Source organism: Streptomyces violaceusniger Tu 4113, assembly GCF_000147815.2.
GTDB lineage: Bacteria > Actinomycetota > Actinomycetes > Streptomycetales > Streptomycetaceae > Streptomyces > Streptomyces violaceusniger_A.
In genome coordinates this window covers 6,272,104-6,292,431 of record NC_015957.1, presented here as the reverse complement: position 1 = coordinate 6,292,431, position 20,328 = coordinate 6,272,104, and the positions used below count along the sequence as shown (strand labels likewise).

General features: G+C 72.4%; 14 protein-coding genes. 13 read left to right on the top strand and 1 reads right to left on the bottom strand.

The annotated features are described in order from the left end of the window. The 10 genes from STRVI_RS25540 (at position 1) to STRVI_RS25495 (ending at position 14,995) form a co-directional block, all read left to right on the top strand. Positions 1-393: a hypothetical protein gene (locus STRVI_RS25540; protein ID WP_014058522.1), complete on the top strand. Its 393-nt coding sequence runs from the start codon at positions 1-3 to the stop codon at positions 391-393. Continuing rightward, positions 386-1,525 (top strand): hypothetical protein, encoded by a 1,140-nt coding sequence (locus STRVI_RS25535; RefSeq protein WP_014058521.1) that lies wholly within the window; start codon positions 386-388, stop codon positions 1,523-1,525. The genes STRVI_RS25540 and STRVI_RS25535 overlap by 8 nt, the downstream gene beginning before the upstream one ends. 32 nt (positions 1,526-1,557) lie before the next feature. Continuing rightward, on the top strand, positions 1,558-2,091 hold the full coding sequence (locus STRVI_RS25530) for a phage baseplate assembly protein V (RefSeq protein WP_014058520.1): 534 nt from the start codon (positions 1,558-1,560) through the stop codon (positions 2,089-2,091). Positions 2,092-2,127: 36 nt separating this feature from the next. After that, positions 2,128-2,472, top strand: a complete 345-nt coding sequence (locus STRVI_RS25525) for a hypothetical protein (protein ID WP_014058519.1) — start codon at positions 2,128-2,130, stop codon at positions 2,470-2,472. Continuing rightward, positions 2,469-2,867: a GPW/gp25 family protein gene (locus STRVI_RS25520; protein WP_014058518.1), complete on the top strand. Its 399-nt coding sequence runs from the start codon at positions 2,469-2,471 to the stop codon at positions 2,865-2,867. The genes STRVI_RS25525 and STRVI_RS25520 overlap by 4 nt, the downstream gene beginning before the upstream one ends. 235 nt (positions 2,868-3,102) lie before the next feature. Further along, the gene (locus STRVI_RS25515; protein ID WP_014058517.1) at positions 3,103-6,306 is read left to right on the top strand and encodes a putative baseplate assembly protein; all 3,204 of its coding nucleotides are present in this window, start codon (positions 3,103-3,105) and stop codon (positions 6,304-6,306) included. Beyond that, the gene (locus STRVI_RS25510) at positions 6,303-10,253 is read left to right on the top strand and encodes a putative baseplate assembly protein (RefSeq protein ID WP_014058516.1); all 3,951 of its coding nucleotides are present in this window, start codon (positions 6,303-6,305) and stop codon (positions 10,251-10,253) included. The genes STRVI_RS25515 and STRVI_RS25510 overlap by 4 nt, the downstream gene beginning before the upstream one ends. Next, complete coding sequence (locus tag STRVI_RS25505) at positions 10,250-12,427, top strand: hypothetical protein (RefSeq protein WP_014058515.1); 2,178 nt, start codon at positions 10,250-10,252, stop codon at positions 12,425-12,427. Before STRVI_RS25510 ends, STRVI_RS25505 begins: the two co-directional genes overlap by 4 nt. A gap of 82 nt (positions 12,428-12,509) precedes the next feature. Continuing rightward, positions 12,510-14,045: a DUF6519 domain-containing protein gene (locus STRVI_RS25500; protein WP_014058514.1), complete on the top strand. Its 1,536-nt coding sequence runs from the start codon at positions 12,510-12,512 to the stop codon at positions 14,043-14,045. 77 nt (positions 14,046-14,122) lie between these two features. Continuing rightward, positions 14,123-14,995: a peptidoglycan-binding protein gene (locus STRVI_RS25495; RefSeq protein WP_014058513.1), complete on the top strand. Its 873-nt coding sequence runs from the start codon at positions 14,123-14,125 to the stop codon at positions 14,993-14,995. 46 nt (positions 14,996-15,041) lie between these two features. Here STRVI_RS25495 and STRVI_RS25490 read toward each other — a convergent pair whose 3' ends face one another. Continuing rightward, a complete protein-coding gene (locus STRVI_RS25490; protein WP_043239767.1) occupies positions 15,042-15,671 on the bottom strand; it encodes a TetR/AcrR family transcriptional regulator in 630 nt (209 codons plus the stop codon). 265 nt (positions 15,672-15,936) lie between these two features. Here STRVI_RS25490 and STRVI_RS25485 point away from each other — a divergent pair, with 265 nt between their 5' ends. The 3 genes from STRVI_RS25485 (at position 15,937) to STRVI_RS25475 (ending at position 20,297) form a co-directional block, all read left to right on the top strand. Further along, positions 15,937-17,250 (top strand): UDP-glucose dehydrogenase family protein, encoded by a 1,314-nt coding sequence (locus tag STRVI_RS25485; RefSeq protein WP_014058511.1) that lies wholly within the window; start codon positions 15,937-15,939, stop codon positions 17,248-17,250. A 66-nt stretch (positions 17,251-17,316) separates the two neighbouring features. Then, a complete protein-coding gene (locus tag STRVI_RS25480; protein ID WP_014058510.1) occupies positions 17,317-18,531 on the top strand; it encodes a glycosyltransferase in 1,215 nt (404 codons plus the stop codon). A gap of 149 nt (positions 18,532-18,680) precedes the next feature. Next, a complete protein-coding gene (locus STRVI_RS25475; protein WP_014058509.1) occupies positions 18,681-20,297 on the top strand; it encodes an MDR family MFS transporter in 1,617 nt (538 codons plus the stop codon). Positions 20,298-20,328: the final 31 nt, after the last annotated feature.

Below are 20,328 nucleotides of genomic sequence, written 5' to 3'. Positions count from 1 at the left end.
ATGACAGAGCCACAGCCGTACGAGAGCGCGCTGGACGCGATTCCGGGGGCGCACCCTTATCCCCGCTCCAGCCGCTACCACGACGCCGAGATCGGGATCCACACCCAGCCCGACGGCACCGCCGTCCGGTACGTCAAGCGGCGGCTGCTGCCGCCCCTCAGTGAATCCCCCGAGGACGCCGAGACCGCCCACACCGTCAGCAGCGGCGAGCGCCCCGACCACCTCGGTCAGCGCTACTTCGGCGACCCCGCCGCCTGGTGGCGGATCGCCGATGCCAACCCCGTTCTCGACCCTCGCGAGCTGACCGCCGAGCCGGGCGAGGAGATAGAGATCCCGAACGGATTCCCGAGCGGGTTCCCGGGAAGCGGGCCAGGGGGTGGGAGGCGTGGCTGATGAGCCCGTCGGGCAGGGGCCCATTCACCTCGAATTACGGATGGGGCCCAAGCTCACCCGCCCCGTGCCCCCCGAGGTCACCGAGGCGCTGCTGTCCGCGCAGATCACTACGACCGCGGGCGAACGCAGCGGCTTCCAGATGGCGTTCGACCTCACCAAAAAGGGCGCGATCATCGACCGGCTGCTCCCCGAGGGGTTCTTCGACCCCCGCACCCGCGTGGTCGTCACGGCCGCCGTCAAGGGCACGCCGATCGTCCTCCTCGACGGGCTCATCGTGCGCCACGAGGTGGGGGCCAGCAATCAGCCGGGGCAGACCACCCTCACCGTCACCGGCGAAGACCTCACCCTCCTCATGGACCTCGAAGAGCGGACCGATCGCTATCCCAACCTCCCGCCCTTCAAGCGCGTCACCCGCATCCTCTCGAAGTACACCGACTACGGGATCGAGGCCGACGTCATCGAGGAGAAGATCCTCCAACCGCCCAACGCACAGCGCCATGTGGACTACCAGACCGGCACCGACCTCCAGTACGTCACCGATCTCGCCCAGGCCAACGGCTACGTCTTCTATCTCATCCCCGGGCCCGTCCCCGGGGTCTCCGCCGCCTACTGGGGCCCCGAAAAGCGCATAGGCACACCTCAGCACGCCCTCACCGTCAACATGGACGTCAACTCCACGGTCGACCAGTTGACGTTCGCCTACGACGGGACCGCCCGCGAAGAGCCGCAGGCCCGCGTGCAGGACCCGGCCACCCGCACCTCCACCCTTCTCGCCCAGCCCGATATCAGTCCCCTCCGCCCGCCCCTCGGCAAGCGCGCCACCCCGGCCCTCAAGCGCAAGACGCTCTCCGGCACCGCCAAGAAGGACCGGGCGCAGGCCCAGGCGGAGGCGCTTGCGCGGGCCGCCACCTCCGCCGACGCGATTTCCGGTTCGGGCTCACTCGACGTCAATCGGCACGGGTACATCCTCCAGCCGCGCCAACTCGTCGGCGTCCGGGGCGCCGGGGTCACCTACGACGGGGACTATTACGTCAAATCCGTCACCCACAATCTCCGGCCCGGCTCCTTCCAGCAGAACTTCACGCTCACCCGCGAAGGGCTGATCGCGCGGAGCGGCATCGTCCGACCGTAGGTCACACAGGCAGACAGGAGTAGGAGCGCCCTATGGCGGCAACGCCCAACAACCGCTACCTCGGGAAATTCCGGGGCCGGGTGCGGGACAACCAGGACCCGCTCGGAATAGGCCGGATCACCGTCGAGGTGCCCGATGTCCTCGGCGATGAGCCGTCGACCTGGGCCATGCCCTGCTTTCCCTTCACGGGGGATCAGCAGCGGCCCGCCGGGCAATATGTCGTGCCCTCCGTCGGGGCCGGGGTGTGGGTGGAGTTCGAGCAGGGGGACCCCAGCTTCCCGATCTGGACGGGGTGCTGGTTCGGGGCCAGGGAGCAGCTCCCGGAGGACGCGCGGACCGATCCGGCGACCGCGCACCCCGTGGTGATCCAGACACCGGGGAAGCACAAGATCGTGATGTCCGACGTGCCGGCCGAAGGCATTCTGCTGCAGGCGCCCGGCGGCGCGTTCGTAAAGATCGACGCGACCGGAGTGCATATGGACAACGGCCAGGGGGCGTCCGTTTCTCTGGTGGGAGATCAGGTCGACCTCAACCGGGGGCGGTTGACCGTGCCCAAGAAGCGATAACCAGCCAGAGCACGAGAACGGGGAGGGACAAGGGACGTGTCCGGGAATTCCGGCAATCTCGTCAGCCATACCGCCGTGATCAATTGCCCGCACGGCGGACGCGTACGGGCGGCATCCGTTCCGTCGTCCGGTGTGCGGCTCGACGGGCAGCCCATGCCATCCGCCGACGACGTCTTCACGGTCGTCGGCTGCCCGCACACCGTCGACCGCGTCCCGCTGCCGTGCACCACCGTCCGGTGGACTCCGGACCGCGATGCGGTGCTGATCGACGGCGTGCCCGTACTGCTCGACACCTCCTCGGCACAGTGCTTCAGCGCGGGGCTCGTGCCACAGGGGCCACCCGTCGTCTCCGCCGCGCGGCAAGGGGTGAGGTGCGGATGAGGCCACGAACCGGCAGGACCCGCGCGGTACGGACCGATATCGCCTTTCCGTTCCGGATCGACCGGCGCGGGCGCACCGCGCACGCGGACCACGACGACCACATACGCGATCTGATCGAGCAGTTGCTCTTCACCAGCCCCGGCGAGCGCGTCATGCGGCCCGACTTCGGATGCGGCCTCCTCGACCTCGTCTTCACGCCCAACAGCCCCGAACTGGCCTCCGCCGTCGAGCTGTCCGTCCAGGCGTCGCTGCAGCGCTGGTTCGGCGAGCTGATCGAAGTGGAGTCCCTGGACGTGGTCAGCGAGGAGAACGTCGTGCGTGTCCATCTGCGGTATGCGGTGCGCGCCACCGCCAGTCTGCGCGACGAGGTGTTCGAGGGGAGGGGGTCCGCATGAGCGTGTCTTGGCGCGCTGCGCGGGCTGGACTGAGGAGCCGCGCAGCGACGAAGGAGCGAGCAGTGACGAGGGAAGCCCGCGCGCAGGAGCGCGCCGAGATTGAGCGGGGGGAGGGGCGCGTGTCTTGGCGCGCTGCGCGGGCTGGACTGAGGAGCCGCGCAGTGACGAAGGAGCGAGCAGTGACGAGGGAAGCCCGCGCGCAGGAGCGCGCCAGGACTGAGCGGGAGGGAGGGGCATGAGCCAGCAGACCGCCGGGTCTCGGCGCGACCTCATCAGGGCCGCCCATCTCAACGGGGTCGACGCCGTCGAGGTCGGGGACAGCACGGAACAGGGCACCACCCTCACCGTCACCTTCCTCGGCAAGGCCCCGCACGGCCTGTGCCCGGAGAACGTACGCATCGACGGTGGCCGCCGGATCACCGGTATCGAGGTCCTCGAGATCTCCGTCGAGCGCGAGGAGGACCCGGAGCTCGACGACAGGCTGTACGCCACCGTGGACCGGGCCGGGGACACCTCCGCGTACCGGCTCTCCATCGTGGACACCGATCCCTACGGGCGGCCCGGCACCGAGCCCTTCCCCGGCTTCGACCAGCGGTATTTCTCCGCCGAGTTCACCTTCCGGCCCGACTGCCCCACCCCCTTCGACTGCAAGGAAGAGGGCGACGGCCTCCCCGCCACCTTCCGGACCGCGCCCGCCCCCGTCATCGACTACACCGCCCGCGACTACGACACCCTCCGCCAGGTCGTCCTGGACCGGCTCCGCCTCACCACCCCCGACTGGGTCGAGCGCAACGCCGCCGACCTCGGCACCACCCTGGTCGAGCTGCTCGCGTACACCGCCGACCAGATCAGCTACCAGCAGGACGCGGTCGCCACCGAGGCGTATCTCGACACCGCCCGCCGCCGGGTATCCGTACGCCGCCACGTACGGCTCATCGACTACGCGATGCACGACGGCTGCAACGCCCGCGCCTTCGTCACCGTGGAGACGGTCGAGCCGCTGACCCTGGACCCGGGGGAGTACCGCTTCGCCGCCGTCGACGTCCGTACGCTCGGCCCGCTGGACCGGCCGGACATCGGGGCGGTGCTGGACGACCGGGAGCTGGCCGTGCTCGATGAGCGCGGGTCGGTGGAGGTGTTCGAGCCCGTCGTCACCGATCACCCCCTCCACCTGCGGCCGGAACACCACCGCATCCGCCTGTGGACCTGGGGCGGTGAGGTCTGCTCGCTGCCCGCGGGCGCCACCTCCGCCACGCTGCGCGACGCGTGGGCCGACGAGGAGTGCGCGACCCGCACGATCGACCTGCGTCCGGGCGATCTGCTGCTCTTCGAGGAGGTGCGGGGGCCGCGCTCCGGGACGCTCGGCGACGCCGACCCGTCGCACCGGCAGGCCGTGCGCCTCACCTCCGTCACCCCCGCCGTCGACCGGCTCGCCGAACAGCCGGTGCTGGAGGTCACCTGGGCCCGGGAGGACGCGCTGGCCTTCCCGCTGTGCCTGGCCACCCGCGGCGGTACGGACTGCGCACCCGTCGAGGACGTCAGCGTGGCGCGCGGCAATGTGGTGCTCGTCGACCACGGCCGCTCGCTGACCTTCTGCTGCGGCACACCGGAGACCTTCACCGTGCCGCCCGTCCCCGCCGTCGTCGGCTCCTGTGAGCCGCCCGCCTTCGGCTGCTTCGACAAGGACGCCGGGAACGCGCCCGCACGGCTCGTCGACTCCCTGCTGGACCGGGCCCGCCATGGGCGGCCGCTCACCACCGATGACGTACGGGAGCTGTTCACCACCGTCGGTCTCGAGGCGACCGGCCGGGCCGGGATCGGCCTGGAGTCGGCCGGGCAGCGGCGCGAGAAGGTCGTGCCCGGGACCGCGTACGCCCAGGCCGAGGCCCTGCGGACGCTTCTTGCCCAGTCCGTCTACCCGGGGATCGTGCCGCGGTTGCGGCCCGTACTGCACCAGGCGCCCGTCACCCAGGCCGTGCCCTTCCCCGATCCGCGCCATATCGCCGCCGGACAGGCCGAGCATCTGGCCGCCATCCCGGGACGGGTGCGGCAGCGGCTCACCGAGCTGTGGCGCAGCGCCCGCGACCGCGACGGGCTCTCGGACGAGGAGATCGCCGAGCTCACCGTCCTGTTCGGGCTGCGTGTCCTGGACCGTCTCCAACTGGCCCGCCACCCCGTCCGGGCGCTGCGCGAGCTGCTGCACCGCTGCGACCAACTGCTCGACACCAAGCTGAGGCGCCTTCGCGCACTGACCGCCAGGGCCCGGGCGGGCACCGTCCTGGACGGGCGCATCGCCTGGGAGATCGCGCACAGTTGGGGCCGGGGGTACGCGGCCGGGCTGCGCCCCCAGGACCCGGTGCTGCACGGGCCGGCCGCCGCCCTCGTCCCAGATCCACGGGCCGCGCTCCCCGCCGTACGGATCGAAGCCGACGGCGAGACCTGGACACCGCGCCGCGATCTGCTGGGCTCCCGCCCCCGGGACCGCCACTTCGTCGGGGAGCTGGAGGACGACGGCCGCATCGCGCTGCGCTTCGGCGACGGCCGGTACGGCGCCGAACCGCCGCCCGGGGCGCGGCTCGCAGTCCACTACCGGGTCGGCGGCGGCACGGCGGGCAACGTCGGCCCCGAGGCCATCAACCACCTGGTGCTGTGCCGGGATCCGGAGGCGGCGGACACCGGCCGGCCCATGCCCGTGGCCGGGGTGCGCAATCCGCTGCCCGCCGTCGGCGGCACCGAGCCCGAACCGGTCGAGCAGGTCCGCCAGCTCGCCCCGCTCGACCTGAAGCGCACCCGGCACCGGGCCATCACCGCCGAGGACTACGCGGCGCTCGCCTCCGGGCTGCCCGGTGTGCAGCGTGCGGCGGCGGAGATCCGCTGGACCGGCAGTGTGCAGGAGGCGCACATCGCCATCGACGGGTACGGCACCGGGGCACCGCCCCCCGACCTCCTCGACTCGGTCGCCCACGCCCTGGAGGCCTACCGCCGGATCGGACACGACCTGGTGGTCGGCCCGGCCCGCGCCGTGCCGTTGGACATCGCGCTCGCGGTGTGCGCCGCGCCCGGGCATCAGCACGGGCAGATCCTCGCCGAGCTGTACCGGGCGCTGGGCAGCCGCCGGTTCGCCGGCGGGCGGCTCGGCTTCTTCCACTCCGACGCCCTGACGTTCGGCGAACCGGTGCGGCTCAGCCGGCTGGTGGCCGTCGCCGCGGCGGTGCCGGGAGTGCTGAGCGTCGAGGTCACCCGGCTGCGACGGCTGTGGCACGAGGGGTTGGAGGGACCGAAGGGGCCCGATGACGGCACCTCGTACGAGACATCGCACGGCGAGGCGCTGGGGGACGGCATCCTGCGCCTCGGCCCCCTGGAGATCGCCCAATGCGACAACGACCCCGACCGGCCCGAGAACGGCCGCCTGGTCATCGAGCTGAAGGGGGCCCGATGAGCGACCACCCCGACCACGTCAATTCCGCTGGCTGCGGCTGCGGTTGCGGCGGCCACGACGAGCGCCGGGCTCCCGGCGCCCCGCACAACCCGCCCGGCCGCACCGCCCTGGACTATCGCGTCGGCGACTACGGCTCCTTCCTGGCCGCCATGCTCGACCGGCTCGCCTCGCCCGCCTACCCCGCGCTGCGCGGCCTGACGGTGCGTACCCCGGACGACCCGGCCATCGGGCTGCTGGACGCCTGGGCGGTCCTGGGTGACCTGCTGACCTTCCACTCCGAGCGGATCGCCGACGAGGGCTATCTGCGCACCGCCCACGACCACCGCTCGCTCGCCCTCCTGGGACGGCTGGTCGGACATGTGCCACGGCCTGGCGTGGCCGCCGACACCCACCTCGCGTACACCCTGGACCGGGATCCGCGCGCCGAGGACGTCGTGGTGACGATTCCGCGCGGGGCCATCAGCCACAGCGTTCCGGCGGCCTCCGACGAGGAGTCGCAGACCTTCGAGACGAGTGAGGACCTGGCCGCCCGCTGGGCCTGGAACGAACTGGCGGTGCGCCGCCGCCGACCGGCCCTGATCGGCCCCGACGACCTGCGGCGCCGGTCGGAACTGCTGGTCTCGGGGACCTCGCTCGGGCTGAGCGTCGGCGACAAGCTGCTCTTCGTCTTCGGCGGGACGGCGGAGTCCGGGAGTGGCGGTCAGCGGTTGCTGCTGCCGGTCGCGCGTGTGAGCGTCGACCGCGAGGAGGACGTGACGGCGATCGGGCTGCCGGAGTCCGCCCCGCCGTCCCTCAAGGAGCTGGTGGACGAGGCACGCCGGTGGATCACCGACCCGGAGGCGGACGAGGACCCGGACGACCGGGGGGACGCCGAGCCCGCGCCGGACCACCCCAACCCGCGTCCCGTCAGCCGCCTGATCGAGAAGTTCGACACGCAGGTCCTGGCGCCGCTGCGAACCGACCTGGACGGGATCACCACACCGTCGCAGCTCGCCCGGCGGCTCGCCGAACCGCATGACCGGCTGGCGGAGGCGCAGGTGCTGGCCGCGCCGTACGAGGAGGTCGCCGCCTGGTTCGAGCGTCTGGAGGCGGTGATCGGCCAACTGCGGGAGCGGTCGGAGGAGTTGGAGTCCTCCGGTCCCGGCGGCGAGGTGCGGCTGAGGTCTCAGCTCGCCGAGGACCGGCCCGCAGCCGACAGCGACACCGGGACCCCCGGCTTCGTCCCCGGGAGCGACGGCTCCGGCGCCAAGACCTACGCCACCGGGGCCGTCCACGGCTCCGCCGCCGTCCGCGCGCTCGGCGCCGTCCTCCCCGCCCTGCGCACCCGCGTCGTACGGCCCCCGTCCGGCGCCCGCTCCACGGCGGCGCACGATCCGCGGCGGCTCTTCGGGCCGGGCTCCGACCTGGCCGCCGGGCTGCTCTCCGCCCTCGACCCGAGGGTGGCGAGCGGGATGTACGCGGCGTGGCGCCGGGCCGCCCCGGCCGCCACCGCCCCGCCGGGGACCGTCCCGCTCCTGCGCGAGCTGCTGGCGATGCGGGTGACGGCCGCGCCGTTCGGGGTGATGGCGCCGCTCAAGCCGGTGCAGGACGACCGGGGCCGGGTCATCCGGCAGACCGACTGGCCGCTGACCGGCGGTGAGCTGACCGCCGTACGGATCGTGTACGACACGGCGGCCAAGGTGCCGGTGAAGGCGGAGTTCCAGCACATCGAGACCGGGACGTCGTGGCAGCGCACCGAGAACCTGCCGCAGAGCGCCGAGTTCGATCTCGGCCCCGGAAAGGTCCAGCTCTCCACCCGCCTCGGCCAGGACCATGACCTGGGCTGGCTCAGAAGCCGTCCCACCGACTCGCAGGAGCCCGGTGTCACCGCCACCCTGCTGCCCGGACTGCCCCCGTTCACCCTGTTCGTGTCCCGGCCCGCCGAGGACGGCCGGGTGCATGTGGTCGTGGACAACGGGGAGACCCAGCAGTGGATGCTGAGCCGTGGCGAACCCCCGAAGCAGATCACCTACGGGGCCTACGAACTGACGCTGCGGTTCACCCCGGGCAGCGAGCCCCCGGCTGTCGAGATCGGCATCGCGACCGTGCCGGAGCCCGCCAACCGCTATGTCCTGCCGCTGGATTCGGTCCAGAATTCCGTCACCGTCGGGAGCTGGGTGGCCATCGAGCGCCCCCGCAAAGGCTCCGGTGAGCCGGACGGCATCCCGGGCGACAAGAACCTCGCCTTCGTCACCACCCGCGTCGTCGCCCTGCGCACCGCCGCGTACACCAACTACGGCATCACCGGCCGCGGCACCCAGCTCACGCTCGCCGACCCGTGGCTCGACGAACACGATGTGGTGCTCTCCGCGATCCGCGACACCACCGTGCACACGGGAGGTGAGCCGCTGCGCCCGGCGGACGAGCCGCTGGGCGAGGATGTGCACGGCAACGAGATCGAGCTCGCCGAGCTGTACGACGGGCTGCGACCGGGCCGCCGGATCGTCGTATCCGGCGAGCGCACCGACATCCCGGGTCCGGCCGGGCCGAGCGGCCCGACGGGGGTCCGGGGCACGGAGCTGGCGGTGATCGCCGCCGTGGACCAGCGCGTCGACCCCGAACTGCCCGGCGACCACGTCCACACCACCCTCACCCTCACCGCCGACCTGGCCTACCGCTACCGCCGTGAGACGGTCCGCGTCCAGGGCAACGTGGTGCCCGCCACGCACGGCGAGAGCCGTGACGAGCCCATCGGCAGCGGCGATCCCGCCCTGGCCAACCAGACCTTCGCGCTGTGGCAGTCGCCACTGACCTGGCTCCCCGCGGACAACCCGCTGGGCGCCACCCCCGCCCTCGACATACGGGTCGACGGGCTGCTGTGGCACCGGGTGGACAGCCTCTCCGGACGCGGACCGTACGAGCGTGTCTACGTCACCGGGACCACCGGCGACGGGCGGACCACGGCGACGTTCGGCGACGGGGTGCACGGCGCCCGGCTGCCCAGCGGCCACGAGAACGTACGGGCCCGCTACCGCTTCGGCACCGGCAAGGCCGCCAACGTCCCCGCGGACCGCGTCACCCAGGCCCTGACCCGGCCGCTGGGCGTCACCGCCGTCACCAATCCGCAGCCCGCCACCGGTGGCGCGGACGGCGACGGCCCGGGGATGACCCGGCGCACCATCCCGCTCGCGGTCTCCGCGCTCGACCGGCTGGTCTCCCTCCAGGACTACGAGGACTTCGCCCGATCCCGCGCGGGCATCGGCCGGGCCCTGGCCCGCGAACTGTTCGACGGGCGGCGCAAGGTGCTTCATGTCACCGTGGCCGGGGTGGACGACGCGCCGATCGACGAGGACGCGGAGGTGCTGCGCGCCCTGCGCACCTCGCTGGCCGCCTACGGGGACACCCGGCTGCCGGTCCGGGTGGAGGTGCGCGAGCTCGTGCTGCTGGTGCTGGTGGCGCGGGTGAAGGTGGCGCCGGACCACTCCTGGGAACTGGTCGAACCCCGGCTGCGCCAGGCCCTGCTGCGCGAACTCGGTTATCCAGGGCGCGAGTTGGGGCAGGCCGCAGTGCTCTCCGAGGTTCTGGCCACCGCGCAGTCGGTGCCCGGTGTGGACTATGCGGACGTGGACGCCTTCACCGGTGTCCCGGCCTCCAGCACCCCGCAGGAGCTGGCCGATCTGGCCGGCCGGCTCACCGAGCCCAGCGCGGTGGTCCCCGCCCGGCCCGCCGCGTACGCGGAGGACACCTACCGGGTCACCGCCACGGACGGCGAGACGCTCACCGATATCGCCGCGCGCCACGGCATCCCGCTCGCCGGACTGCTGCGCCTCAACCCCGACATCACCGACACCCGCCGGCTCGCCAAGGGCCGCTCGGTGTCCGTCTTCCGTGGCATCCGCCCGGCGCGGCTCGCGCTGCTGTCACCCGATGTCCCGGACACGCTGATCCTTACGGAGGTCACCTCATGAGCAGGGAGCCGGACGGGCTCGCCGAGCTGCTGCCGCAGTGGCATCGCCTCAGGGACGCCGAGGCGGGCGAGCCCCTGCGCGCCCTGCTCGCCGTGATCGCCGAGCAGGTCGATCGGGTACGCGACGGGGCCGAGCGAAGTTACGACGACTGGTTCGTGGAGACCGCCACCGCATGGGTGCTGCCCTACCTCGGCGATCTGGTGGGCTACCGCCCGCTGCCCGGCTACGAGCGGGTCCTGGCCACCGGACTGCGCGACGGCGGGCCGCCGGACGCGTCCCGGGCGCGGCTGGCCGAGGCACTGGCGCCGCGCCGCGACGTCGCCGCCACCGTGGCCAACCGGCGGCGCAAGGGCACGCTCGCGCTGCTGGAGGAGCTCTCCGCGTCGGTTGCCGGATGGCCCGCCCGCGCCGTGGAGTTCTCCCGGCTCACCGCGCACCAGCAGCCGGTCAAGCTGTACGGCGGGACGGGTGGCGCGGCGGCGGACCTGCGCAGGCTCTCCCGGGGCCGGCTCGCCGATCTGCGGGACGGTGCGGCGCTGGACCTGGCGGGCGGGCCGTTCGGGACGGTGGCGCGCTCGGTGGACGTACGGCGCGCGGGCTCCCGCCGCAGGCAGGGCGGTCACACCCCGGCCGGGGTCGGGCTGTTCGTCTGGCGGCTGAAGCCGTACCAGGTGACCAGGGCGCCCGCGTACTGCATCGACCGGGCCCGCAACCTCTACACCTTCTCGATCCTCGGCAATGACACCCCGCTGGTGACCCGGCCCGAACCCGAGCCGTCCGCCGCGCACATCGCCGACTTCGACAATGTGCCCGCATACATCGGCCGCCGGCAGCTCGCGGACCATCTCCTCGACTCCTACGGACCCGGCAAGAGCTTCACCATCTGGCGGGACGGCCATGACGAGCCCGTACCGCCCTCGGACATCGTGGTGGCCGATCTGACGGACTGGCGCTACCGGGCCAAGCGCGGCCAGGTGGTCATCGACCCCGAGCGCGGCCGGATCGCCTTCGGCTCGCGCGCGGCGCCGCGCCACGGCGTCTGGGTCACCTACCACTACGCGTACGCCGACGACATGGGCGGCGGGGAGTACGAGCGGGACGACCGCGAGACCTCCCCGGCCGCGGAGGTCTACCGGGTCGGGCCGGGCTGCGCCCATCAGCGGATCATGGACGCCTACCGGCAGTGGCAGCACGACCGGCGGGGCGGGCGGTGCGGCCCCGAGGGCATCATCGAGATCACTCACAGCGGCGCCTACCAGGAGCAGCTCGACTTCGACCTGGACCCGGGCGACCGCCTCGAACTGCGCGCCGCCGAGGGCACCCGGCCGGTGATCCGGCTGCTGGACTGGTACAGCAACCGCCCCGACGCGCTCAACATCCGGGCGCGGGAGGAACCCGAGCACCCCGGTGGCCAGGCGCCACGCATCGTGCTGGACGGGCTGCTGATCGCGGGGCGCGGCCTCAACGTCACCGGGCCGGTCGGTGCCGTCGTGCTGCGCCACTGCACCCTCGTCCCCGGCTGGTCCCTGGAGCCGGAGTGCGAGCCGCGCTCGCCCGACGAGCCCAGCCTGGTCCTGGAGCGCACCACCGCGTGCGTCCAGATCGAGCGCAGCATCCTCGGCACCATCGAGGTCATCGGCGATGAGGTGCACACCGACCCGCTCGCCCTCCACATCCGCGACTCCATCCTGGACGCCACCGGACACGACCGCCCGGCGCTGTGCGCTCCGGACTGCCGCCACGCCCACGCGGTGCTGCACGCCCACCGCACCACCGTCATCGGCGAAGTGCACACCCACGCCGTCCAGATCGGCGAGAACAGCCTCTTCACCGGGCGGATGCACGTGGCCCGGCGCGGTGTCGGATGTCTGCGGTTCAGCTATGTGCCGCCGGGTTCGCGCACCCCGCGCCGCTACCGCTGCCAGCCGGATCTGGTGGGGGCCGAGGAGGTGTGGCGGGTGCGGCCGCTGTTCAGCGGCGAGCGGTACGGCACACCGGTGTACGGGCAGTTGGCGGCCGGATGCGCGGAGGAGATCCGCCGGGGCGCCGAGGACGGCGCCGAGATGGGCGCCTTCCACGACCTGTACCAGCCGCAGCGCGAGGACAGCCTGCGGGCGCGGCTCGCGGAGTACGCCCCGGCGGGCACGGACGCGGGAGTCATCGCCGTGACATGACCCGACGTGATCCGACACCCCGGCCCGCTCGTCCGGGCCCCCGCCCGCCAGACTTCCGAACCTTCCGAGGGGGACCCCTTCCATGCACGCCGATCTCTCCCGTCTCACCTTCCGGTCCGACCGGCGCTACTCCGCCGTCGTCGCCCAGCAGGGCCGCGTACAGCTCGACGCCGACGCCAACGAGCAGACCGCGATCCAGCTCCACCAGGCCCGCACGCTGGCCGCCGACCTGATCGGGCAGCACGGCGGCCCGTCCGCGGACGCCGGATTCCACATCACCTTCAAGGGCGGCAGCCGCGATCTGGACGACCTGATCATCGAGGGCGGCCGCTACTACGTCGACGGCATCCTGTGCGAGGCGACCCGGCCGCTGCCCGGTGTGCCGGTCGACGACGAGGCGACGGACGGGGCCTCCGCCAAGGAGGGCGAGGCCGACGCGCCCGAGCCGGACGAGCCGCCCGCCACCTGGACCTACTGGGACCAGCCCGACGCCTACCGGGACCCGGAGCGGCCGGGCGACCGGCTGCCGGAGCAGCGGCCGTTCCTGGTCTGCCTCAAGGTGTGGGAGCGGTCGGTCACCGCGGCCGAGGACCCGGCACTGCGCGAGGTGGCCCTCGGCTCGGCGATGCCGGACACCACGGCGCGGGTCAAGGTGGTCTGGCAGGTGCTGCCGCTGGCGGGCTCGGCCCTGGAGCTGGAGAACCCGGGAGGGGCGAGCAAGGACCAGGTCGGCAAGGCGTTCGAGGCGTGGGCGCGGAAGGCGTCGGCGCCCGGGTCCCGGCTGGCGGCCCGCGCCGAGCGGCCGGAACACGCGGATGAGGACCCCTGCCTGGTGCGGCCGGACGCCCGCTACCGGGGGCCGGAGAACCAGCTCTACCGGGTGGAGATCCACGAGGGCGGTACGGCGAAGGAGGCGACCTTCAAATGGTCCCGGGAGAACGGCTCGGTGGTCTTCCCGGTCGATGAACTCGACGGCACCTGGGTGAAGTTGGCGTCGCTGGGCGGCGACGACAAGCTGGATCTGGGCGTCGGGGACCTGGTGGAGTTCGTGGACACGGCCTACACCAGCCGGGGGGAGCCGCTGTCGCTGCTGCGGGTGGAGGAGGTCGACCTGCCGGGGCGGCGGGTGCGGCTGTCCGGTGAGCCGGAGCCGGGCGTCGGACGCCGCCCGGAGCTGCGGCCGTTCCTGCGCCGCTGGGACCACCGGGAGAGCGCCCGGCGCCCGCGCAAGGGCGCGGCGGCGCGGCAGAGGCGCGGTGCGCTCAAGGTCGAGGAGGGCCGCTGGCTGCCGCTGGAGGACGGCGTCGAGGTGTACTTCGCCGCCGACGGCGCCTACCGCTCCGGGGACCACTGGCTGATCCCGGCCCGCACCGCCACCGGCACCGTGGAGTGGCCGGTGAACGCGCCCCGCACACCGCTGCTCCGGGCCCCGGCCGGGATCCAGGTGCACTACGCGCCGCTGGCGTGGGTGACGGCCGAACAGGCGGAGCTGGATCTGCGGATGGTGTTCGGGCCGCTGGCCACGCCCGCCCCGGCCGCGGACGCGCGGGCGCTCGCGGCGGAGGCCGAAGCGGAGGCCGGGACCAGGGCCGGGGAGGACGCCGAGCCGCAAGCGTAGGCCCGGTCCGGAGCCCATTGAGATCCGTGACCGTGGCATCCGTACATCACCATGCCGAATCCCTAAGGAGCATATCCATGGCCACGCCGCTCACCGCCGACCGTCTGCTCAAGGCGCTTCGCGACGAGGGACTGGAAGTTCATGAGTACCGCGACTGGCGCACTCACAACCGCAACTCCAAGGGCCCCTGGGGCCCGGTCAACGGGGTGATGATCCATCACACCGTCACCAAGGGCACCGACTCCTCCGTGGAGCTGTGCTACGACGGACACTCCGCGCTGCCGGGGCCGCTGTGCCACGGCGTCATCGACAAGGCCGGCGCGGTCCACATGGTCGGCCACGGCCGCGCCAACCACGCGGGTCTCGGCGACAGTGACGTGCTCAGAGCCGTCGTCGACGAATCCGCGCTGCCGCCCGACAACGAGGCGGACACCGACGGCAACCGCCACTTCTACGGCTTCGAGTGCATCAACCTCGGCGATGGCGAGGACCCCTGGCCGGAGGCGCAGAAGCTGGCGATCGAGAAGGTGTCCGCGGCCATCTGCCGCGCCCACGGCTGGACCCAGCGGTCGGTGATCGGCCATCTGGAGTGGCAGCCGGGCAAGATCGACCCGCGTGGTTTCACGATGGACTCCATGCGCGGCCGCATCGGCAAGCGGCTCGGCGCCAAGCCGGACGGCCCGGCCCCCAAGCCACCCGCGACCTATGAGCCCTTCCCGGGCGCCGACTTCTTCCGCTCCGGCCGCCAAAGCAAGATCATCACGGCGATGGGCAAGCGGCTGGTGGCCGAGGGCTGCGGACGCTACGAGGAGGGCCCGAGCCCCGAGTGGACCGAGGCGGACCGCAAGTCCTACGCGGCCTGGCAGCACAAACTGGGCTACTCCGGCGATGGCGCGGACGGCGTCCCCGGCAAGGCCAGCTGGGACAAGCTGCGCGTGCCGAACGTCTAGCCGCGGCGCAGGTTTTACCTGCCCCGGGGGCGGAGCGAGGAGAGGGTCAGCGGTCCTCGCTTCCGCGCCCGGGGCAGTCCGCGTCCAGCAGCGGATCGATACCGGCCCGCAGGAAGCGCAGCAGGGTGTCGTCCGGCGTGGCGGCCAGCGCCGGTGAGCGGATGGCCAGCCGCAGCAGGGTGATGCCCATCAGCCACGCGGCCAGCAACTCGGCCCGCAACTCGGCGTCCTCGCCCTCCAGACGCCGCGCGAACCCTTGCGAGAACACCTCGGTGATCTCCTCGCGCAGCCGCCCCACGGTCTCCTCCCGGCTGGACGAGCGGAGCTTGGTCAGCAGCGGATGCGGGGCCTCTTCCTCGGTGGGCCCCATCGAGACGACATCGCAGATCCACGCCGACACCTCGTCCAGCGGCAGATGGCGCAGCGGCTCGAACAGGCCGGTGCTGGTCGACACGGCGTCGAACAGCGCCTCCTTTGAGCCGAAATAGCGGTAGACCAGGGCGGCGTCCACGCCTGCGTCCTTGGCGATATCGCGCACGCTGCAGCGGTCGTAGCCGTACCTGGCGAAACGCAGCGCGGCGGCCCCCAGCAGTGCGCTGCGCGTGCCCGCCGCGTCGTATCTGCGGGCCCTCGGGGGGAGATCGTCGCACCCTCGCGGGTCGCTTGCCCGATTCACCTGTCGTACCTCCGCCTGGACCGTGCCGTACATGCTGCCGGTTCAGCCTCGCATGTCCAGAAGTCATCCACTGTTGTCATCGCTTGTTGACCAAGATCGGGGTCAACGCGTTATGTTTTGTCAACGCGTGGTGACTTTGGTCGCCGGCTCGCGCGGTCCCGGCCGGACGAGGGTGTCCGGCCTGCTCGTCTCCCGAGCGGGCGGCCGCCGGGCCGGCCCATGCCACGTGCCCGCATCTGACCCCCAGCAGAAGTGGTGAACCCCTGTGCAGATACGACGCGTGGCCGTGGTGGGCACCGGATACGTCGGACTGACCACCGGCGCCTGTCTGGCCACCCTCGGCCATCGAGTGGTGTGCGCGGACACCGACCGCCACAAGGTGGAGCGGCTCCGGCGGGGCGAGGTCGACATCCTCGAGCCTCGCCTGCCCGAACTCGTCCGCGAGGGACTGGACTTGGGGCGGCTGGAGTTCGTCCGGGACACCCGGGCCGCGGTCGCCGACGCCGACGTGGTGTTCCTGTGCCTGCCGACCCCGATGGGCGTCGGCGGCGCCGCCGACCTGGCCGCCGTCGAGGCCGTGGCGGACCAGATCCGCGACGAGCTGCCGCACGGCAGCGTGGTGGTCAACAAGTCCACCGTGCCCGTCGGCACCGCCGAGCGCGTCGCCGCACTGCTGGACCGTCCGGACGTGGCCGTGGTCAGCAACCCGGAGTTCCTCCGGGAGGGTTACGCGGTGCGCGACTTCCTCCACCCCGACCGCATCGTGGTCGGCGCCGCGGACCAGGACGCTGCGCGACGGGTGGCCGGCCTGTACGCCGGGCTGGATGCCCCGCTGGTGCTCACCGACGCCGCGGGCGCCGAACTCGCCAAGTACGCCGCCAACTTCTTCCTGGCCATGAAGCTCTCCTTCGCCAACAACCTCGCCACGCTGTGCGAACACTTCGGCGCCGACGTGGACGATGTGCTCGCGGGCATCGGCCACGACCCCCGCATCGGCTCGGCGTTCCTCCGGCCGGGCCCCGGCTGGGGCGGCTCCTGCCTGCCCAAGGACACCCACGCCCTGCTGACGATCTGTCAGGAGTCGGGCGTGGACTTCCCGCTGCTGGGCGCCACCATCGAGACCAACGTCGAACACCAGCGGCGACTCGTCGAGCGCGTGGTCGCCGGGTGCACACCGGGCGACGGCTCGCTGCACGGCGTACGGCTGGCCGTGCTGGGCCTGGCCTTCAAGGCGGGCACCTCCGACCTGCGCGACTCACCCGCCCTGGCCATCGCCCGGCTGCTCAAGGAGCGGGGCGCCGAGCTCCACGCCTACGACCCCGCCCTCAGCGAGACCCGCCCCGACCTCAGCGATCTGCTCACCCTCGCCGACACCCCCGAGGAGGCCCTGACGGGAGCGCGCGCCTGTCTCGTCCTCACCGAGTGGCCGGAGTTCCGCGACCTCGACTGGGAGCACATCGCCGGACTGCTCGGATCCCCGCACGTCTACGACTTCCGCAATCTGCTCGACCCGGACCGGCTCCGCCGCGCCGGGCTGACCTGCGAGGGCATCGGCCGCACGCTTGCGATGGCGCGCTGACCGCCCCACCAACCCCCTCTCGCCGTACGAGACCCTTCCCACAGAAAGGCCCCTGCGTTGCGGGTTATGTTCACCACGCTCGGCAGCCCCTCCCACGGCCGGGCCCAGCTTCCCCTCGCCCGGTCCCTCGCGGCCGCCGGCCATGAGGTGCTGGTCGTCACCACCCCGGCCCTCGCCTTCGTCTTCGAACGGGAGGAGGTGCGGGTGACGACCGCCATCGGCGACTTCAGCCCGTCCGCCTTCCTCGGCACCGTACTGGCCGAGGAGAACCCCCAGGGCGGTCCGCCGGAGATGGACGGCAAGGAGCTGCAGGCGCACATGCTGCGCCTCATGACCAAGGCAATCTCCGGCCCGATGGCCACGATGCTGCTGGACACCCTGCTCCCCGTGGCACACGACTTCCGCCCCGACCTCATCCTGCGCGACGGCATGGACCTCGCCTCCTGCGTCATCGCCGAGGCGCTCGGCATACCCCAGCTCTCCACCCCCTCCGGGGCCTCCAACACCTTCGACCCGGCCGGAATACTGCCGGGCCTCAACGCCCTGCGGAAGCGCCAGGGGCTGGCCACCTTCGAGGACCCGCTGTCGCTCATCCCGCATGGGCGCATCGACTACGTACCCCCGGCCTTCTCCTTCGCCCGGCATCTGCCGGCCTCCTGGTCCTACCGGCAGACAGTGGACGTGGACCGCGGCGCAGCGCTGCCGCGCTGGGTCGCCGAACTGCCCACCGACCGGCCCCTGGTGTTCGCCGCCATCGGCACCGCGATCCCCATGTTCCACGGCAACAATGAGGGGGACGTCCCCGCGTCGCCCCTGCCGGTGCCGGATCCGGTGGACACGTTGCACGCCATGATCCAGGGGCTGTCGGGGCTGCAGGAGTGCACCGTCGTCCTCGCCACCTCCGGCATCCCCGTGGACACCGACGGGTTGCCGGCGCATGTGCACATCACCAAGCGGCTGCCACAGCCCCTGCTGCTGGAATCCGTGGACCTCTTCCTCACCCACGGCGGCTTCAACAGCATCCGCGAATCGATGCGCACCGCGACACCGATGGCCGTGCTGCCGCAGTTCGGCGATCAGCCCGGCAACGCACAGCGGGTCGAGGAGCTCGGCCTCGGCCGGCACATCACCGACCCCACGCCGGACGGCATCACCACCGTCTGCCGTGAGCTGCTGGCCGACGACGACTGCCGCGCCGTGGCCCGCCGGGCGCGGCTGGAGATGCTGGCGCTGCCGGAGATCGACAGTGCCGTCGCCGACCTGGAGAAGATCGCCGGATAACACCCGGCTCCCGGAGTCCGGGCCGCGCGCCCGGGCTCCGGGCCCCGCTCTTCCCCGGCCTCCGGCCTCCGCACCTCCCCGGCCTCCGGATCAGAGTCCCGGCATTCCCCGGCCCCCCACGCGCGGCAGAGAAGGTTCGCAGGTACGTAATGTCGTCCTCATCCACCACCACCGGGCCCACCGAGCCCCAGAGCCCCGCCCGGCTGTCCCACCGCCAGATCGTGACCGTGCTGTCCGGGCTGATGCTCGGCATGTTCCTCGCCGCGCTCGACCAGACCGTGGTGTCCTCGGCGCTGCGCACCATCGCCGACGATCTGCACGGCCTCACCGCCCAGGCGTGGGTGACCACCGCCTATCTCGTCACCGGCACCATCGTCACCCCGCTGTACGGGAAGCTCTCCGACATCTACGGCCGCCGGCCGGTCTATCTGACCGCCATCGTGCTGTTCACCTTCGGGTCGCTGCTGTGCGGATTCGCCACGTCCATCCACCAGCTCGCGGCCTTCCGGGCGGTCCAGGGCCTCGGCGGTGGCGGACTGATGTCCCTGGCCATGACGATCATCGCCGACATCACCTCGCCACGGGAGCGCGGCCGCTACCAGGGCTACATCACGGCGGTGTTCGCCGGCTCCAGCGTCGTCGGCCCCCTGGTGGGCGGAGTGTTCGCCGGGCGCGCCACTCTGCTGGGGCTCGACGGATGGCGCTGGATCTTCCTGGTCAACATCCCGCTGGCGGCCCTCGCCATCGTGGTGATCCTGCGGGTGCTGCACGTGCCCCACCAGCCCGTACGGCACCGCCTTGACTACGGCGGGGCGCTGACGCTGGCGGTCGGGATCGTGCCCCTGCTCATCGTCGCCGAACAGGGGCGGAGCTGGGGCTGGGGTTCTCCCCGGGCGCTGGTGATGTACGCGGTGGGGGTGGTCGGGCTGGTCTCCTTCGTGCTGCTGGAGCGGCGGATGGCGGACGCCGCGCTGCTGCCGGTCAAACTGTTCCGTATCCGCGCGTTCCGGCTGGGCACCGTGCTGCACTTCACCGTGGGCATCACCATGTTCGGCGCCATGACCACGCTTCCGCTCTATCTGCAGCTCGCCAAGGGCATGAGCCCGATGAAGGCGGGCCTGGCCACGCTGCCCACCGTGGCGGCGAATGTGACGGTGACCCTGCTGGTGGGCCGGCTGATGTCACGGACGGGCCGGTTCAAGGTCCATCTGGTGGCGGGCGTCGGCTCCCTCACCGTCGCCATGCTGGTGTTCGCCACGCTGAGGGACGACACCCCGCTGTGGTACGTCGCCATCGGCATGGTGTTCATGGGGGCGGGCCTGGGCGCGGCGATGCAGACGATCACCACGCTCGCCCAGTCCGAGGTGCCCGGGCGGGACATGGGAGCGGCCACCGCGTCGGTGAACTTCTTCCGCTCCAACGGCGGCACGGTGGGTGCCGCCGTCTTCCTGTCCATCCTCTTCTCCTTGGCCGGTTCGCGGATCAGCGAGCGCCTGGCGGTGGCCTCCGAGGACGCGTCGTTCCGCCGGCTGGCCGGGGAACCGGCGAACGCGGAGGCGCTGAAGGGCGTCCTGCGGCCCGACGGCGGGGTGAATCTGGAGGACTCGGCCTTCCTCCGGCACCTCGATCCGGGCGTGGCGCAGCCGTTCCTGGAGGGCTATGTCAGCGCCCTGCGCGTGGTGTTCCTCACCGGAGCCGCGGTGGGCCTGATCGCCTTGGTGATCGCCGCCTGGCGAGTGCCGAACACCCAGCTCTCCGCCGACTGATCCAGTCGGCGGGAGCGGGCGGACACCGAGG

Coding starts and splice junctions, on each gene's coding strand:
- STRVI_RS25540 (WP_014058522.1), top strand. CDS start 1: ATGACAGAGCCACAGCCGTACGAGAGCGCGCTGGACGCGATTCCGGGG.
- STRVI_RS25530 (WP_014058520.1), top strand. CDS start 1,558: ATGGCGGCAACGCCCAACAACCGCTACCTCGGGAAATTCCGGGGCCGG.
- STRVI_RS25520 (WP_014058518.1), top strand. CDS start 2,469: ATGAGGCCACGAACCGGCAGGACCCGCGCGGTACGGACCGATATCGCC.
- STRVI_RS25515 (WP_014058517.1), top strand. CDS start 3,103: ATGAGCCAGCAGACCGCCGGGTCTCGGCGCGACCTCATCAGGGCCGCC.
- STRVI_RS25510 (WP_014058516.1), top strand. CDS start 6,303: ATGAGCGACCACCCCGACCACGTCAATTCCGCTGGCTGCGGCTGCGGT.
- STRVI_RS25505 (WP_014058515.1), top strand. CDS start 10,250: ATGAGCAGGGAGCCGGACGGGCTCGCCGAGCTGCTGCCGCAGTGGCAT.
- STRVI_RS25500 (WP_014058514.1), top strand. CDS start 12,510: ATGCACGCCGATCTCTCCCGTCTCACCTTCCGGTCCGACCGGCGCTAC.
- STRVI_RS25495 (WP_014058513.1), top strand. CDS start 14,123: ATGGCCACGCCGCTCACCGCCGACCGTCTGCTCAAGGCGCTTCGCGAC.
- STRVI_RS25480 (WP_014058510.1), top strand. CDS start 17,317: ATGTTCACCACGCTCGGCAGCCCCTCCCACGGCCGGGCCCAGCTTCCC.
- STRVI_RS25475 (WP_014058509.1), top strand. CDS start 18,681: ATGTCGTCCTCATCCACCACCACCGGGCCCACCGAGCCCCAGAGCCCC.